Source organism: Pseudarthrobacter sp. NCCP-2145 (assembly GCF_023708005.1).
Taxonomy (GTDB): Bacteria; Actinomycetota; Actinomycetes; order Actinomycetales; family Micrococcaceae; genus Arthrobacter; species Arthrobacter oxydans.
Genome location: NZ_BRCG01000003.1, coordinates 129,274 through 144,553 on the forward strand (window position 1 = coordinate 129,274; position 15,280 = coordinate 144,553).

16 protein-coding genes are annotated in these 15,280 nt (G+C 67.7%); 11 read left to right on the forward strand and 5 right to left on the reverse strand.

Features of this window, described 5'->3' with window-relative positions; translation table 11 throughout:
• Positions 1-46: 46 nt before the first annotated feature.
• The 3 genes from NFU08_RS03555 (at position 47) to NFU08_RS03565 (ending at position 2,587) form a co-directional block, all read left to right on the forward strand.
• Positions 47-466, forward strand: coding sequence for a hypothetical protein (locus tag NFU08_RS03555; RefSeq protein WP_251420791.1), 420 nt, complete (start codon positions 47-49; stop codon positions 464-466).
• A 99-nt stretch (positions 467-565) separates the two neighbouring features.
• The gene (locus NFU08_RS03560; protein WP_251420793.1) at positions 566-1,375 is read left to right on the forward strand and encodes an SDR family oxidoreductase; all 810 of its coding nucleotides are present in this window, start codon (positions 566-568) and stop codon (positions 1,373-1,375) included.
• A gap of 87 nt (positions 1,376-1,462) precedes the next feature.
• Positions 1,463-2,587 carry a glycerate kinase gene (locus NFU08_RS03565; RefSeq protein WP_251420795.1) on the forward strand — a complete coding sequence of 375 codons (1,125 nt, stop codon included), beginning with the start codon at positions 1,463-1,465 and terminating at the stop codon, positions 2,585-2,587.
• A gap of 81 nt (positions 2,588-2,668) precedes the next feature.
• Here NFU08_RS03565 and NFU08_RS03570 read toward each other — a convergent pair whose 3' ends face one another.
• Both NFU08_RS03570 and NFU08_RS03575 read right to left on the reverse strand, forming a co-directional pair.
• Positions 2,669-3,331 (reverse strand): DUF6766 family protein, encoded by a 663-nt coding sequence (locus NFU08_RS03570; RefSeq protein WP_251420797.1) that lies wholly within the window; start codon positions 3,329-3,331, stop codon positions 2,669-2,671.
• A gap of 2 nt (positions 3,332-3,333) precedes the next feature.
• Positions 3,334-3,855: a DUF6328 family protein gene (locus NFU08_RS03575; protein WP_174178986.1), complete on the reverse strand. Its 522-nt coding sequence runs from the start codon at positions 3,853-3,855 to the stop codon at positions 3,334-3,336.
• 204 nt (positions 3,856-4,059) lie between these two features.
• On the opposite strand from NFU08_RS03575, the gene NFU08_RS03580 reads away from it, so the two are divergent.
• From NFU08_RS03580 to NFU08_RS03595, 4 genes are all read left to right on the forward strand, one after another.
• Complete coding sequence (locus tag NFU08_RS03580; RefSeq protein WP_174178984.1) at positions 4,060-4,959, forward strand: SDR family oxidoreductase; 900 nt, start codon at positions 4,060-4,062, stop codon at positions 4,957-4,959.
• A gap of 55 nt (positions 4,960-5,014) precedes the next feature.
• The gene (locus tag NFU08_RS03585; protein ID WP_174178982.1) at positions 5,015-5,368 is read left to right on the forward strand and encodes a hypothetical protein; all 354 of its coding nucleotides are present in this window, start codon (positions 5,015-5,017) and stop codon (positions 5,366-5,368) included.
• A gap of 241 nt (positions 5,369-5,609) precedes the next feature.
• Entirely contained in the window at positions 5,610-6,509 is a 900-nt protein-coding gene (locus NFU08_RS03590; RefSeq protein WP_251420799.1) for a GAF domain-containing protein, read from the forward strand.
• A gap of 47 nt (positions 6,510-6,556) precedes the next feature.
• Positions 6,557-7,423, forward strand: coding sequence for an SGNH/GDSL hydrolase family protein (locus tag NFU08_RS03595; protein WP_174179058.1), 867 nt, complete (start codon positions 6,557-6,559; stop codon positions 7,421-7,423).
• Here NFU08_RS03595 and NFU08_RS03600 read toward each other — a convergent pair whose 3' ends face one another.
• A complete protein-coding gene (locus NFU08_RS03600) occupies positions 7,424-8,776 on the reverse strand; it encodes a uracil-xanthine permease family protein (protein WP_251420801.1) in 1,353 nt (450 codons plus the stop codon).
• A gap of 210 nt (positions 8,777-8,986) precedes the next feature.
• Here NFU08_RS03600 and NFU08_RS03605 point away from each other — a divergent pair, with 210 nt between their 5' ends.
• Together NFU08_RS03605 and NFU08_RS03610 are read left to right on the forward strand one after the other, a co-directional pair.
• Positions 8,987-9,592: a malonic semialdehyde reductase gene (locus NFU08_RS03605; protein ID WP_251420803.1), complete on the forward strand. Its 606-nt coding sequence runs from the start codon at positions 8,987-8,989 to the stop codon at positions 9,590-9,592.
• A 135-nt stretch (positions 9,593-9,727) separates the two neighbouring features.
• Positions 9,728-10,225: a 2'-5' RNA ligase family protein gene (locus NFU08_RS03610; protein ID WP_251420804.1), complete on the forward strand. Its 498-nt coding sequence runs from the start codon at positions 9,728-9,730 to the stop codon at positions 10,223-10,225.
• On the opposite strand, the gene pgm is transcribed toward NFU08_RS03610, so the two are convergent.
• On the reverse strand, positions 10,215-11,888 hold the full coding sequence (gene pgm / locus NFU08_RS03615) for a phosphoglucomutase (alpha-D-glucose-1,6-bisphosphate-dependent) (protein ID WP_174178973.1): 1,674 nt from the start codon (positions 11,886-11,888) through the stop codon (positions 10,215-10,217). The genes NFU08_RS03610 and pgm overlap by 11 nt on opposite strands.
• A 247-nt stretch (positions 11,889-12,135) precedes the next feature.
• Between pgm and NFU08_RS03620 the strand changes: the two genes are divergently transcribed.
• On the forward strand, positions 12,136-13,002 hold the full coding sequence (locus tag NFU08_RS03620; RefSeq protein WP_251420806.1) for an NERD domain-containing protein: 867 nt from the start codon (positions 12,136-12,138) through the stop codon (positions 13,000-13,002).
• 51 nt (positions 13,003-13,053) lie between these two features.
• Positions 13,054-13,614, forward strand: coding sequence for a DUF4190 domain-containing protein (locus NFU08_RS03625; RefSeq protein WP_251420808.1), 561 nt, complete (start codon positions 13,054-13,056; stop codon positions 13,612-13,614).
• Between the two features lie 32 nt (positions 13,615-13,646).
• Here the strand turns inward: NFU08_RS03625 and NFU08_RS03630 are convergent, their stop codons facing one another.
• The gene (locus tag NFU08_RS03630) at positions 13,647-15,074 is read right to left on the reverse strand and encodes an FAD-binding oxidoreductase (protein WP_251420964.1); all 1,428 of its coding nucleotides are present in this window, start codon (positions 15,072-15,074) and stop codon (positions 13,647-13,649) included.
• Positions 15,075-15,280 lie beyond the last annotated feature (206 nt).

Consider the following 15,280-nt stretch of genomic DNA (forward strand, 5'->3'; position numbering starts at 1 on the left):
CGGCGCCGCTTCGCCAACGTCGGCCCCAGAACCTACAGGAACCACGATGCGCAAACTCATTCCCTCCGGCGGCCTTCGGGGGATGCTGCTGCCGCCGACCTACGGCCAGCACGTCACCCACCGCACGGAGTTCACCATCCTTTCGGTCGAAATCTGGGCCACCGGGCTGGTGGTCAACATCCAGTTGGCCTCCGCCGACGGCCCCGAGCCGCGCCTTATCCTGCAGGACCACTTCGGCACCGAGTATTCCTTCCGGGACTCGGCCACGCTGGAGTCCCGGAACCTGCAGGCCTTCACCCCTTCGGTGCCCCCGGGCACCAGGAGCCTGACCATCCGGTCGGCCGATGATCCGGAAGGCCGCCCGGTGGTGACGTTCGCAGTCCCGCTGATGGCCGTGCCGGAAGAGCCGGAAGCTCCGCGGAACGGCGAGTACCCGCCGTCGCCGGAGCTCCGCCGCCCGGCCTGAGCCGCTGGAGCCATCTCCCGCTGAGGCTTCGTCCACCGAATGCCCCACCACCCGAATGCTCCACGCGTTGGATGCATGACCGACTGAAAGGCTGCCGCCATGCATGACACCGCAGGATTCACTCCACGTACCGCCATTGTGACCGGATCGGACTCCGGCATAGGCAAGGCTGCCGCCGTCGCCCTGGCCCGGGCAGGAATGGACGTGGGCGTCACCTGGCACTCGGACAAGGCCGGGGCCGAAGGTGCCGCGGAAGAGATCCGCGGCCTGGGCCGCAAGGCCGTGGTGCGGCAGCTTGATACCACTGACCTCCATGCCGCCGCGGCCGTCGTCGACGAGCTGGCGGAGGGGCTGGGCGGAGTGGACGTTTTCGTCAACAATGCCGGAACCGGCGACGGGACCAAGTTCCTGGACCTCGATGTCGACACCTGGATGCGCACCCTGGACACCAACCTCAACGGCGCGTTTGTGTGCCTCCAGGCCGCTGCCCGCCGGATGGTAAAGGCGGGCCGGGGCGGGCGCCTCATTGCCGTCACCAGCGTCCATGAATTCCAGCCGAGGGTAGGGGCCGCCGCCTATGACGCGTCCAAGCACGGCCTCGGCGGACTCATGAAGACCCTGGCGCTTGAGCTTGCCGAGCACGGCATTACTGCCAACAGTGTGGCGCCGGGGGAGATCGCCACACCTATGACCGGACAGGAAAATGAGGACCCCGCCACCAAGGACCGGCCGGGTGTCCCGCTGGGCAGGCCCGGTGACGCGCGGGAAGTTGCCGCCGTTATTGCCTTCCTGGCCTCGCCTGCTTCCAGCTACGTGAACGGCGCCTCCTGGGCGGTGGATGGCGGGATGCTGCAGATGGGGCCGCAGGCCGGATCCCACATCACCAGCCAGGAGTGGCGCGAAGGGTAGGCCGTACGGCTGCGGTGTGGTGGGCGTGCTGTCCGGATGACGGATTCGGCAAGCGCTTTCCCGGCGACTGCTGGCATGATGGAGCGCATGCGCATTCTTATTGCTCCGGACAAGTTCAAGGGTTCCCTGACGGCGGCTGAAGCCGCTGCAGCCATCGCGGAAGGCGCGCTGCGCGTGTACCCGGAGGCCGTTGCCACCCAGTTCCCCATTGCCGACGGCGGCGAGGGAACACTGGAGGCGGCAGTGGCCGCCGGCTTCGAGGAGCGGCTCAACGCCGTGGTCGGTCCCATCCTGGCCCCCCTCGGAGCCGCGTGGGCCATCAACAAGGCCGACGACGGCAAGGTCACCGCTGTCATCGAAACGGCCCAGGCCTCCGGCCTTGCGGAGATGGAGCCCACCCCGGCCAACGCGCTCCGGGCCCACAGCTACGGCTGCGGACAGCTCATTGCGGCTGCCTTGGACGCCGGAGCCACGGAGATCGTGCTTGGCCTGGGCGGATCGGCCATGACGGACGGCGGCAGTGGCGCCCTCCGCGCCCTGGGTCTCAAGCCGCTCGACTCCGCCGGGAACGTGGTGCCCCTGGGTGGCGGGTCACTTGCCGATGTCGCGGCACTGGACACCAGCGGGCTGGATCCCCGGCTTGCCGCCACCACCTTCAGGATCGCCGTGGACGTCAGGAATCCGCTCTATGGAACGTCCGGCGCCGCGCACGTCTTCTCGCCGCAAAAGGGCGCGGACGCCGACACCGTGGAACTGCTCGACGCCGGCCTCCGCAACTGGGCGTCCATCCTCCGTGAGGCCACCGGCCGGGACGTGAACGTCCCAGGCGCCGGCGCCGCCGGCGGCTTCCCGGCGTCGTTCCTTGCCTTCACCGGTGCCACGCTGGAAGGCGGCTTCGCGCTGGTGGCGGGACTCACCGGCCTGGCCGGGCAACTGGGTGACGCGGACCTGGTGATCACCGGGGAAGGCTCCATGGACTCGCAGTCCCTGACCGGAAAAGCGCCCATCGCGCTCGCGGACGCGGCACGGGAGCGCGGGATTCCCGTCATCGTCGTGGCCGGCCGCATCCTGGTGACGCCCGAGGAGCTTGCTGAACACGGGGTGGTGGCTGCCGCGCAGCTGCTGGACGTGGCTCCCAGCCCCCAGGACGCCGTCGCCCATGCCGCCAAGTACCTGGCGTGGGCAACAAGCCAGGTCCTCGAGGGCGCTTAGCAGCGCGGCGGAAACCTGGGCGGGTCAGCGGGGCGCTCCCGCCAATGACCCGCGGCGCGACAGTGACCCTGGAACATCGGTTCAGGTGCCGGTGTCGTGATGGGGTTCCGCAACGGGCTTGGATTCCGGCGACCCCTTCTCGCGAAGGTAAACGGACGCCCCCACGAGGACGGCGACGGCCAGGAATTCGCTTTGCCAGTTCTGGAAGGACTCGAACCAGAACCGGCTGGTGCCCATGTACTGGAGGGCGGTGACAGAGGGCTGCCCGTGGCTTTGCTGTTCCTCGTTGTACGCCTGCGCGCCGCCCAGCGCATGCGCGGCGAACGATCCCAGGAAGAGGGCAAACAGGAGTATCGACAGCGAATGCTCATACACCTTCAGCACGGCGCCGCCCCGCTTCACGGGCCACGGGGTGGCCTTGCTGATGGCGGCCTGGCGGGAATCCTCATCCTGGGGCGCGGCTGTGCCGACCGGCTTGGATTCGGAGGAGCCCTTCTGGAACAGGAACACCGTCAGGACCACGTACATGGCCATCTGCAGGAACTCGCTCTCCCAGTTTTCAAAGGTGGCTTCAACGAATTCCCCGGTGGCCATAAACTGCAGGACTGACACGGCGGAGCCCCCGTGCGCCTGTTGTTCCTCGCTGTAGTTGGCTGCCCCCGTCAGGATCATCCCGGCCAGGAAAGCCAGGAACAGCCCGGCATTGACCAGGAGCAGCCCGTGCTCCTTGATCCACCTGGCCATGGCTATTCCCCGTTCGGGTGGGGCGATCCCTGCCCCGCGGCGGCGCGCCTGTTCAGGTGTACGGGGACGTAGACCAGCAGGACCACCATCACCGCCATCAGCGCTCCGCCGGCTGTGAGGCCGGCCGTACGTCCGGCGGTCACGTCGAAAACCAGCGCAGCGGTACCCGCACTCAACAGCGCGATTCCCGCAAGGGTGATTTTTGCGATGGTGTCCCCGCTGGCTACCAGGGTTTCCTTGAGCCGCTTCCGGAAGAGCCTCCGGTGCACGCTGACCGGAAGGAGGATGAGCGCGGTGGTGAGCGCAGCAATCACCACGTTGGTGAGGTAGAGGCCAACCTGGAAATCGTCAAGTATTTCAAAGCGCTCCTGGAAGGGGAGCGTGAGCAGGAATCCGGCCAGGATCTGGACGCCCATCTGCAGCACCCGCATCTCCTGCAGCAGTTCGGCCCAGTTGCGGTCCAGCTGCTCCTCACGGGTTTCGTTCCTGCCCGTCCTGCCCGTGTAATCCTCCACCTCGGACATTGCCTCTCCTTCCTCCGCCTGCCCGCTCCCTTTCTGCTCTTCCCGTGCCCGGAAACACGGCAGGCGTTGCACCGCGACCTACATTTGATAAGTTTACTGATTATTCGCTCCGATCGGTGGACTTTGTTCCTCCGGCCGGGATAGCTTCGAAGAGCAGGTGCACGGCGGAGCTCTTCGAAAACCGACACAGTGAGCAGGCGGACTATGAGCGACACAGACAAGCAGAAGGACCAGCCAAAGGATCCCCGGGGCGGCTACCACTCCGGACCGTTCCCGGAGCAGGAGCAGAAGCAGCCCGGGCTCACGGCGCCGATGGACCCGAAGCCTGACCACGGGGAACTGAGCTACGAGGGGCACGGCAAACTCCAGGGCAAGGCCGCCCTCATCACGGGCGGTGATTCCGGAATCGGCAAGGCCGCCGCGATCGCCTTCGCGCGTGAGGGCGCCGACGTAGCCATCTCCTACCTTCCGGAAGAGGAAGAGGACGCGCAGGACACCGCGGACTGGATCCGCAAGGCCGGCCAGCGGGTCCTGCTGTTTGCGGGAGACGGCCGGGAAGAGGATTTCAGCACCCGCATCGCTGAGGAAACCGCGTCCGGATTCGGCCGGCTGGACGTGGTGGTCCTGAACGCCGCGTACCAAAAGAACCGCGAAAGCCTGGAGTCGCTGCCCACCGAGGAATTCGACCGGGTCTTCAAGACCAACCTCTACTCCCTGCTGTGGACGGCGCGGGCCGCGGTACCCCATTTGAAGCCGGGCGCGTCCATCATCACCACGGCATCGATCCAGGCTTTCAACCCGTCCCCGGCGCTGATCGACTACGCCATGACCAAGGCCGCACAGGTAGCGTTCACCAAGGCGCTGGCACAGGAACTCGGGCCCAAGGGCATCAGGGTCAACGCCGTAGCCCCCGGGCCCATCTGGACCCCGCTGATCCCGGCAACGGAATGGCCGGACAAACTCCCCACGTTCGGCCAGGACACGCCACTGGAACGGGCCGGCCAGCCGGCCGAGCTCGCGGCCGCCTATGTGCTGCTGGCCTCCGAGGACGGCTCCTACATTTCCGGGGCAGTGCTGCCGGTAACCGGCGGCAAGGGCCTCTAACGCTGTATCCACGCCAGCAGGACAGCTTCATCCGAACCGACAACAGGAGGAAATCATGACGCAGGAAAACCAGCATGCCCAGCCCGAATCGGACCCGGGCGGCTACGGCACTCCCACCGCCGAGCAGGAGATGGGCGGATCCCAGGCGCCAGTGAACGGTTCCGGCGCGGGCGGCGCCGACACCAACGAGCCGCAGTCCGATCCGGAGGCGGATCCCGTGCCCCGCGACGTTGATCTTCCCTCCAGCGCCGCCGAGATTGATGAGTCCAACGACGACTCTCAGGGCTCGGCCCCGGTCTCGTCCGAGTCCGGCCAGGAAGCCGCCGGCCTTCCGGACGGCAGCGGCAACGACCTGCCCGAGGAGAAATCACCGAACGACGACGGCGGCGAGAGCTTCGACGCCGGGTAACGGGACGGCTGCCGCTCCCTGGGAGCGGTAACCGCCGTCCCTGAAGGCCTCCGCGGCGTGGTTCCCTGCGAACCACGCCGCGGAGGCCTTTTTCATGTCGGGGGGCGCCTGCGATGCCGTGTGTCCACGGTGTGAACCCCTCAGGCCGGAACGCACTGCCCCTCCCTTGAAACGCGCTGGAGACGTATTCTTAGAAAGAGGTTTTGCAGTAGGCCGGAGCGCTTCAACCAAGGCGTAAATCATGGCGGCTGAACCCGCAGCGCAGCTCGGCTGGGGACCCCTTCCAGTACCCCCGGAACAGGTGTTCGACAGCAAGGACGTCGAAACGTACCTCTGGGAAGTCACCCGTGACTTCATGGCGGACATCAGGGGCGAGCAGCGCGGCATCAGCTGGGCGGCCACGCTCTTCCGCCTGGGACAGGCACACACCGTCGCCGCCAGCACCGAGAGAGCACTCGAAGCAAACCAGGAACAGTGCTCCTTCGCTGACGGACCGGCCCTCGAAGCCCTCCGTACCGGCGAATTCGTGCTGCTGTCCGACGTCAGCCGGGACCGGCGCTGGCCCGGGTACGCCAGCGCGGCCGCCGGCCATGGGGTCCAGTCGCTCCTGTCCATGCCGATCGCCTCCGAAGGCGCGACGAGCGCCGCCATCAACCTCTACGCCGCCGTCCCGCACGCCTTCAGCAGCGACGACCTACTCCGAAGCCGCAGCTACGCGCACCATGTGGCCCGGGCCCTGCGTGTTGTGGTGCGCACGGCCGAACGCGCCGAGGCCAAAGCGGGCATCGCCGTCGTGCAAAGCTCCCTTGTCCTGGTGGACCTGGCGGTGCGCAGCCTCATGGACGAGTACGGCCTCAGCCGCGAGGGGGCACTGCGGTTCCTGCAGACACAGGCGGTGCACCACGAACTCGACCTGCGCGATGCCGCGCTGAACGTTGTTGCGCCTGGTCCCGGGAGGGAGAACCCCATGCCCGGGGAGCCCGGCAGGGAGCCCTCCGGGCTCAGGCAAGGAACGCCCGACGGCGTCGCGGACTTCCGCCTGCTGCCCCCAGCCGAGCTGGAGCAGGAGGAACAGCCCCGCCGGCGGAGGGCCGGGCGGGGCAAGGACGCATCCCGCACCGCGGAAGGGAGGACGGCATGACAACGCCGAAGCAGGAGCAGTCGCCCGGCCGGCCGGTTGGCCTGGATATGGCAAGCCCGGCGGAACAGGCTCCTGGACCAGGGCATCACCCGTGGCACCGCTATGTGGCACTCGGCGACTCCTTCACGGAGGGGGTGGGGGATCCCGAGCCCAAGAACCAGGGCGGGCTGCGGGGCTGGGCTGACAGGGTGGCCGAGGAACTCAGCGCGGGACAGCCGGATTTCGCCTATGCCAACCTCGCGATCCGGGGCCTGCGGCTGCAGCAGATCCTGGATCAGCAGGTGGGGCCGGCGCTCGCCGCACAGCCTGACCTGGTGACGCTCTCCGCCGGCGGCAACGACATTGTGTTCCGCCGCAGCGATCCGGACAAGCTGGCCGAGAAGATCGACGCCGGGGTAGAGCAGCTCACCCGTTCCGGGGCCACTGTGGTCCTCTTCGCCGGTCCCGACTGGGGCGCCACACCGGTCTTCGGCCAGATACGCGGCAAAGTGGCCATCCTCAACGAAAACCTGCACGTGGTGGCCGCCCGGCATAACGCTGTGATGGTTGACCTGTGGTGCCTGCGTGACCTCACCAGGCCCGGCATGTGGGACCCTGACCGCCTGCACTTCTCCCCGCTGGGCCACCACACCATAGCCTTGGGAGTGCTGCAGGCGCTGGCCGTTCCCCACAGCCTTGAACCCTTGCAGCCCAAGGCGCTCCCGCCCCGCAACTGGAAGGAAGCCCGGGCCAAGGACATCGCCTGGGCCCGCGAATACCTCGTACCCTGGGCAATCCGCCAGGTCAGGCACCCCGCGGAGGCCCCGCTGGTTCCCAAACGTCCCCGTCCCGGGCCCGTCTTCGGGCATGGGCATCTGCAGGCAGTCCATCCTCCGGGACTGCCTGCCGAGCCCTTGTCCCTGAAGGAGGCCTAGCTAGCGCTTTTTTGGGGCGCGCCGGGCGGCAGCGTTCCCCGCTGCCTTGGCCTGGGGAGGAAGCCCCGCCGGCTCGGTTTCGGGCTCGGCTGCCGTGCCCCGGGCCTTCGCGATGGCCTTCATGCCGTGGTAGATCACCAGGGCCGCTGCTGATCCCAGTGCGATGCCGGTGAACTTCAGGTCACCGATGGTCCAGGTGTAGTCCGCGATGCCGATGATGAGTGCCACGGCGGCGGTGGTCAGGTTCACCGGGTTCGAGAAGTTCACCCTGTTCTGCACCCAGATCTTCACGCCGAGGATACCGATCATGCCGTACAGCATGGTGGCCGCGCCGCCCAGCACACCGGGCGGGACGGTGGCGATGAGTTCGCCGAACTTGGGGGAAAAGCTCAGGACGATGGCGAAGACGCCTGCCACCCAGTAGGCCGCCGTCGAGTAAACCTTGGTGGCGGCCATGACGCCGATGTTTTCTGCGTACGTGGTGGTGCCGGAGCCGCCGCCGAAGCCGGCCAACACCGTGGCGGCGCCGTCAGCCATCAGCGCCCGGCCGGACACGCCGTCGAGGTTCTGGCCGGTCATGGCGGCTACGGACTTGACGTGGCCGATGTTCTCCGCAACCAGGACCAGCACCACGGGCACGAACAGGCCCAGGACACCCACATGGAACTCGGGAGTCTGGAACTGTGGCAGGCCCACCCAGGCCGCAGCCTCCATCTTGTCGTAGCTCACTTCGCCGCGCAGCATCGCCACAAGGTAGCCCACCACCACGCCCACCAGGATGCTGAGGCGGCCCAGGATCCCCCGGAACAGCACGCTGACCAGGATGATGGTGGCCAGGGTGACCACGGCGGTGACGGGGGCGGCGTCGAAATTCTGCTTGGCCGCCGGTGCGAGGTTGAGCCCGATCAGCGCCACGATGGCACCGGTGACGATGGGCGGCATCAGCCGGTTGATCCAGCCCGCGCCGAACTTCTGGACGATGGCGCCCACCAGGGCCAGGGCCGCGCCGGCCAGGACCACGCCGCCCAGGGCGCCCGGCACGCCGAACTGCTGCTGGGACGCCATGATGGGTGCGATGAACGCGAAGCTCGAGCCGAGGTAACTGGGAACCCGGCCTTTGGTGATCACCAGGAAGAGCAGCGTCCCGATGCCGGAGAAGAACAAAGTGGTGGCAGGGGGCATGCCGGTGATGATGGGCACCAGGAACGTGGCGCCGAACATGGCCACCACGTGCTGCATGCCCACGCCGATGGTCAGCGGCCAGGCCAGGCGCTCATCGGGGGCCACCACGTGCCCTGGCTTGATGGACTTGCCTGTGCCGTGCAGCTTCCATTTGATTCCGAGCATGCTCATGGGCGGAGGCCTTTCGGGGGCTTTCGGGGGATGCCGCGGAGGGCGGAGATTAACTGGGACAAGGATACCGCCCGCGCCCTGCCCACGGACCGTTGTGTCCGATGTCACGGGCCGTCACGGGAAGAGGACACCGCTGGTTGAAGTTGCAACCATGGAAAGCAACGACGCCGGCCCCGACGCAAACGGGGAGGCACAGCGAAAGGTACGCCAATGACCATTGCCCATGAAGAAGCGGTTATCGATCCGGCCGCCGTCGACGCTATTTTCGCGCAGGCCCGCACCGCCAACTCGTTCACCGGAGAGGTGACCGACGAGCAGGCGCAGGCCATCTACGAGCTCACCAAGTTCGGCCCCACCGCTTTCAACTCCCAGCCGCTGCGCGTCACCTATGTCCGCTCGGACGAAGCCCGCGCCAAGCTTGTTGACGCCCTCATGCCAGGCAACCGCGCCAAGACCGCCTCCGCCCCGCTGGTGGCCATCCTCAGCTATGACACCAACTGGGCGGGCCAGTGGGACACCTTCCTCCCCGGCTACAACGCCCCCAAGGCCATGTACGACGCCAACCCGGAACTCGCCGCCGCCACGGGCAACAACAACGCGCACCTGCAGGCCGGCTACTTCATCCTGGCCGTACGCTCCCTCGGGTTCTCCGCGGGCCCCATGACCGGAGCCGACTTCGGTGCCATCGATGAGGCGTTCTTCCCTGCGGGCGGCCAGAAGAGCTTCCTGGTGGTCAACATCGGCCAGCCCGCCGCAGATGCGTGGGGCGAAGCCAAACCCAAGTTCTCCTACGAGGACGTCGTCCGCACCGTCTAACCCCCAACCCCCGGGACGCTCTCTCACTTAATGCAGCTTTTTGGCCATCGCTCTCTCATGCGTGAGAGAGCGATGGCGGTTAATGGGCATTAAGTGAGAGAGCGTTGGGCCGCGGGGGAGTGGCACACTGGGCGGATGCGGAACTTCGTCCTCGTCGCGTTTGTGGAGCCGGTGACTGAAGGCCAGGTCTTTCCGCGGACGCAGTGGCCCCTGCACATCACACTGCTGCGGTTCGACGTCGACAACGCCGTCGCCGAACAGCTTGCGGCGCTCGCCGGGCCACCTGCGGAGACGGCACTGGGCGCCGCACTGACAGTGGGGGAGGACGCGGGGTTCGGCCGGAACGGCTCCGTGCCCGTCAGCCTTGTCCGGCCGCAGCCGGACCTGCAGGCACTGCACGGGCAGTTGGCCACGGCAGTCGAAAGCGCCGGCGGCAGGATCCTCACTCCGGCCCACACCAGGTCCGGCTACCGGCCGCACATCTCCCACCTGCACGGCCGCCGCCTGCGCCCGGGCGACACCCTGGTGCTTGACCGGGTGGCGCTGGTGGACATGGCGCCGGACGGTAACCGCACCGTCCGGCGCATCCTGCAGCTCTGGAGCCTGCCGGAAACCGGGGCAGCTAGGCGATAACGCTGTCCACGAGGGCCTTGGCTTCCGCCTGGACCTGCTTAAGGTGCTCCTCGCCCTTGAACGACTCGGCGTAGATCTTGTAGACGTCCTCGGTGCCGGACGGGCGGGCGGCGAACCAGGCGTTCTCCGTAACCACCTTCAGCCCGCCGATGGACGCGCCGTTGCCGGGCGCCTCGGTCAGCTTGGCCAGGATGGGTTCCCCGGCCAGGCTGGTGGCGGTGACGTCCGACGGCGACAGCTTGCCGAGTGCCGACTTCTGCTCCCGCGTGGCTGCTGCGTCAATGCGCGCGTAGACGGGGGCGCCGAACTGGTCCGTCAGGCCCTTGTAGAGCTGGGACGGGGACTTGCCGGTGACCGCCGTGATTTCCGAGGCGAGCAGGGCCAGCAGGATGCCGTCCTTGTCCGTGGTCCAGACGCTGCCGTCCAGCTTGTTGAAGGAAGCGCCGGCCGATTCCTCGCCGCCGAAGGCGCCCTCCCCGGAGAGCAGGCCGGGCACGAACCACTTGAAGCCGACCGGGACCTCCACGAGCTTGCGGCCCAGGCTCTGGGCCACCCGGTCGATGATGGAGGACGACACCAGGGTCTTTCCCACCACGGAGGCCGGGTTCCAGCCGCTGCGGTTGCGGTAGAGGTAATCGATGGCGACGGCGAGGTAGTGGTTGGGGTTCATCAAACCACCCACTCCATCGACAAGGGGCGTGACGATGCCGTGACGGTCGGCGTCGGCATCGTTGCCGGTGGCGACGTCGTAGGCTGCCGTCCCGTCCGCACCGGCAGCCATCCGCTGGATCAGCGAGGCCATGGCGGCCGGGGAGGAGCAGTCCATCCGGATCTTCTCGTCCCAGTCCAGTGTCATGAAAGCCCACTGCGGATCCACCGTGGGGTTCACCACGGTGAGGTCCAGGTGGTGGCGCTCGCCGATCTCGCCCCAGTAGTCCACGGAGGCACCGCCCATGGGGTCGGCGCCAATCCGCACGCCGGCGTTGCGGATGGCATCTAGGTTCAGGACGGAGGGAAGGTCGTCCACGTAGCTGCTGAGGAAGTCGAACTTGCCGGTGGTGTCCGCAGCCAGGGCGTCGGCCAGCGGGATCCGCTTCACCCCGCGCAGGCCGTTCTCCAGGAGTTCGTTGGCGCGGTTGGCGATCCAGCCGGTGGCATCGGAATCGGCAGGCCCGCCGTGTGGGGGGTTGTACTTGAAGCCGCCGTCGGCCGGCGGGTTGTGGCTTGGCGTGACAACGATGCCGTCTGCCTGCGGGGCGCCGGCGCCGGCATTCCGGTTGTAGGTGAGGATTGCGTGGCTGAGCGCCGGCGTGGGGGTGTAGCCGTGGCGGGCGTCAACGAGGACCTGGACGCCGTTGGCTGCCAGGACCTCGAGCGCGGAGTTCTGCGCGGGCTCGCTGAGGGCGTGCGTGTCCTTTGCCAGGAACAGCGGCCCGGTGATGCCCTGCCCCGCCCGGTACTCCACGATGGCCTGGGTGATGGCAACGATGTGTTGCTCGTTGAATGACGCCTTCAGGCTGGAGCCGCGGTGTCCGGACGTGCCGAACGCCACGCGCTGGCCGGGATCACCCAGATCCGGCGTGATGTCGTAGTACGCGTCAAGGAGCGCAGTGATGTCAACAAGGTCCTGGGGTTGGGCAACTGTGCCCGCGCGGCTAGCCATGCCACCAGCATGCCAGACAGGGACCTGAGTCAAAACGATCCGTCCGGAATGCGGCCACTGTGTCCGGCCTGTGACGGAAGATCGTCATCAAACGAGTAGTCAACCTGAGTACAGACCCCACCAAAGTACTTATATACCGGCCGCTGCACGCCCTGTTACTTTCGAAAAAGTCGGGGAATTCATCCGAGAGCAAGGCACGACGGCGGCCCCCCGCCGTCGTCCTTCCGGCAGGGAAGCAGGGGCGGCCATGGGGGCAGGAGACGGGAAAGCCGAGCAGTCCAAGCTGGCCGCAGAAAGGGTGGCCAGGCTCAAGCGCCGGCTGGACGAGGCCGAAGGCGCCACAAAGCCCTGGGATGCGGATGCCGTCAGCGAGAAGGTGGTTGCGGACAAGCTTGGCGAGCTGGTCCCGCGGGGCTGGTACGTGCTCCATGACGTGCACTGGCCCGGCCGGCCGAAGGCCAGCCTGGACCACGTCCTCGTGGGGCCTGGCGGTGTAGTGGTGGTCGACTGCAAGAACTGGACCGGCGAGGTGCGGGTGTTGTCCGGGGTGCTCTGGCAGGGCCGGTACGCACGGACGCAGGCGGTGGAAGGCGCCCTGGCCCAGTGTGCCGCGGTGTCGTCCGTGGTGTCGCCGCCGTACCGGCGGCTGGTCCGCCCGCTGATCTGCATGGCCGCCCAACCGGACCTGTTTGGGGTGACCGCGTCGGACGTGGCCGTGGCCGGCACGCAGCGTGTGGTGGGTGCCATCGAGGCACTGCCCCAGGTGCTGGACCAGCAGACCGTGGCAGGGCTGTACGCACAGCTGGGCCAGGACCTCACCCATGAACAGGAACCGGGCATCATGGCGTTCCGGCACGTCCGCCCGGGCACGGTGGTTCCGCCCGCGGCGCCACCGGCGAATGCCGGAGCTCCCGCCGCCAGGTCGGGTTCGTCAGTGCGGCCGGCAGTCCGGGGCAACCCTTCGGCCGCCGGGACGGGGGAAGGCTACCGTCCAGCGGGCCACCGCGCGGCTCCAAAGGCCCGCCGGCACGGTACCGGCGGCGCCGGACGATTGGCCCTGCTTGCGGCGTTCGTCATCTTTGCGGTGTACATCCTGCCCTATTGGGGGCAATAGATCCGCCCCTGGGCCGGGGGTAGGCTGGAACCACAATTCCTAGGGGGAACCATGTCTGACCAGCCCAGCCAGCGGCCTGAATCCGGCCAGCCCGACTCCAGCACGCCGTCCGGCCTTGAACCGCCCCGGTTCGCGCCGCCCTACGGCAGCCAGTCGCCCTCCGCGCCGCCCTTCGGGCAGGGCAGCTACGGGCAGGATGGCCGTGGAAGTGGCTACGGGCAAGGCACACATAACGAACCCGGCCAGTACGGCGGTGCCTACGGCCAGCCGCCGAGCCCGTACAACCAGCAGCCCGCCCCCTATGGCCAGCCGGCAGGCCCGTACGCCCCGCAGGGGTATTACGGCATGCAGGCGGAGCCCAAGACGCTGAGCATCGCCAGCATGGTGTGCGGCATCGCCTCGGTGATCATGGGCTGGCTCCTGCTCCCGCAGATTGCAGCAATCATCACCGGCCACATGGCGCTCAAACGCGAACCGGCCGGCAGGGGCATGTCCATTGCCGGGCTGGTCCTGGGCTACCTGTGCCTCCTGGGCTACGGCGCGTTCTGGCTGCTGGCCATCATCGGCCTGGCGATCGCCAGTTCCACCAGCGGACCCACGTACACGTTCTAGGGCCGCTCACCCCATCACATGGGCGCCTGTGATCACATGAACGCCTGTGTTGGCGGGATGTTGTGATTGAGGCGGAAGAGGTTGTGGGGATCATAGCGGTCCTTGAGGGCTGCCAGGCGCCGGAACTTCTCCGGCCCGTAGGCCGCGCGGGCGGCGTCCGCGTCCCTGGGCCCCGCCTCGGCGCCCAGGAAGTTGACGTACTCGCCGTGCTCCGCGAACGGCTGCATAAGCCCGTAGGCCGTGCGGGCGAACGCGGTCAGCCGCTCGTCCTCGCTGGGGTCCCGCCAGAAGCCGTAGACATTGAGCCAGTAGCGGGCAGAACGGTTGGGGAACGCCGTTGCATCCTCCGGCACCCGTCCGAACGCTCCCTCCATGTGGTGGATGTCAATGCCGGTACCTTCCCATGCCAGCTCGGAGGCGAAGCCCAGCAGGACATCCACTGACTCCCCGTCGAGGCGGGAGAAGGAGACGTTCTTCCAGTAGCCGCGGGAACCTTTGGGAAACACGCTGTCCATGGCGCTCTGCCAGTCAAGCCAGGAGGTAGGGCCGATTTCCTCTTGGTCGGGCGGCGCGGCGGCCCGGAGCTGGTCAACCAGGGCGAGCCCTGCCTGCTGGTCCTCTGCCACCCACGCGAATCCTATGATCATCCACGGGTCGCTGCCCATCCCGAACTCTTCCGGGAAGACCAGGAACGAGGTGATGGGGTTCATCCCGTCCGGCAGGTCCCGGGTCCAGCCGGCAAAAGCCAGGAGGGCGTTGCGCCAGTGTTCGGGCCGGTAGAACAGGTTCCCTCCCAGCGGCTGGGGCGGCAGGGGCCGGGCGCGGAAGGTGAAGGAGGACGCCACCCCGAAGTTTCCGCCGCCGCCGCGCAGCCCCCAGAACAGCTCAGGATTCTCCTGCATGCTGGCGCGCAGGTGTTCCCCGGTGGCGGTGACCACGTCCACGGATTCCAGGTTGTCCAGGGTCAGGCCGTTGGAGCGTGTCAGCCAGCCCACGCCGCCGCCGAGGGCAAGTCCCGCCACGCCTGTTCCGCTGATCACTCCGAGCGGAACGGCAAGGTTGTATGCGGCGGTTGCGTGGTCGACGTCGGCCAGGGTGGCTCCGGGTTCCACGGTCACCAGCCTCCTCCCGGCGTCCACGTGCACGTGCTTGAGCGGTCCCAGGTCCAGTACCAGCCCGCCTTCAACACTGCCGTGTCCGGCGATGTTGTGCCCCCCGCCACGGACGGCCAGCGCCAGGCCGCTGCGCCGGACGGCATCCAGCACGGCGTCAATGTCGGCTATCGCTCCGGCGCGGACGACGGCGCGTGGCCGGAGATCGATCATGCCGTTCCATACCCGCCGGGCTTCGTCGTACAACGGATCATCCGGCTCGATCAGGGAACCCGACAGCCTGGCGCGCAGCCCGTGCAGCGCCTGCTGTATTTCCGGTTCCCGGTTGGTGTCATGGACTGTGGACATCATCAGTGCTTCCGCTAAGGGTCTGGGCCCTGTGCAATATGAGGGGAAGTGAGAGGCGCCGGGGCACCTCGCTGGAAGGAATACTCGCTGGAAGGAATACCTGCAAGCACCAGGGGGCAGGCTCAGGTGATGTCCAGATTTTAGGATCGCCGGAGGGCCCGGTCAACAGCTTTTTGGCGGCCTGGCCCGGTGACCGGTCGGCCGCC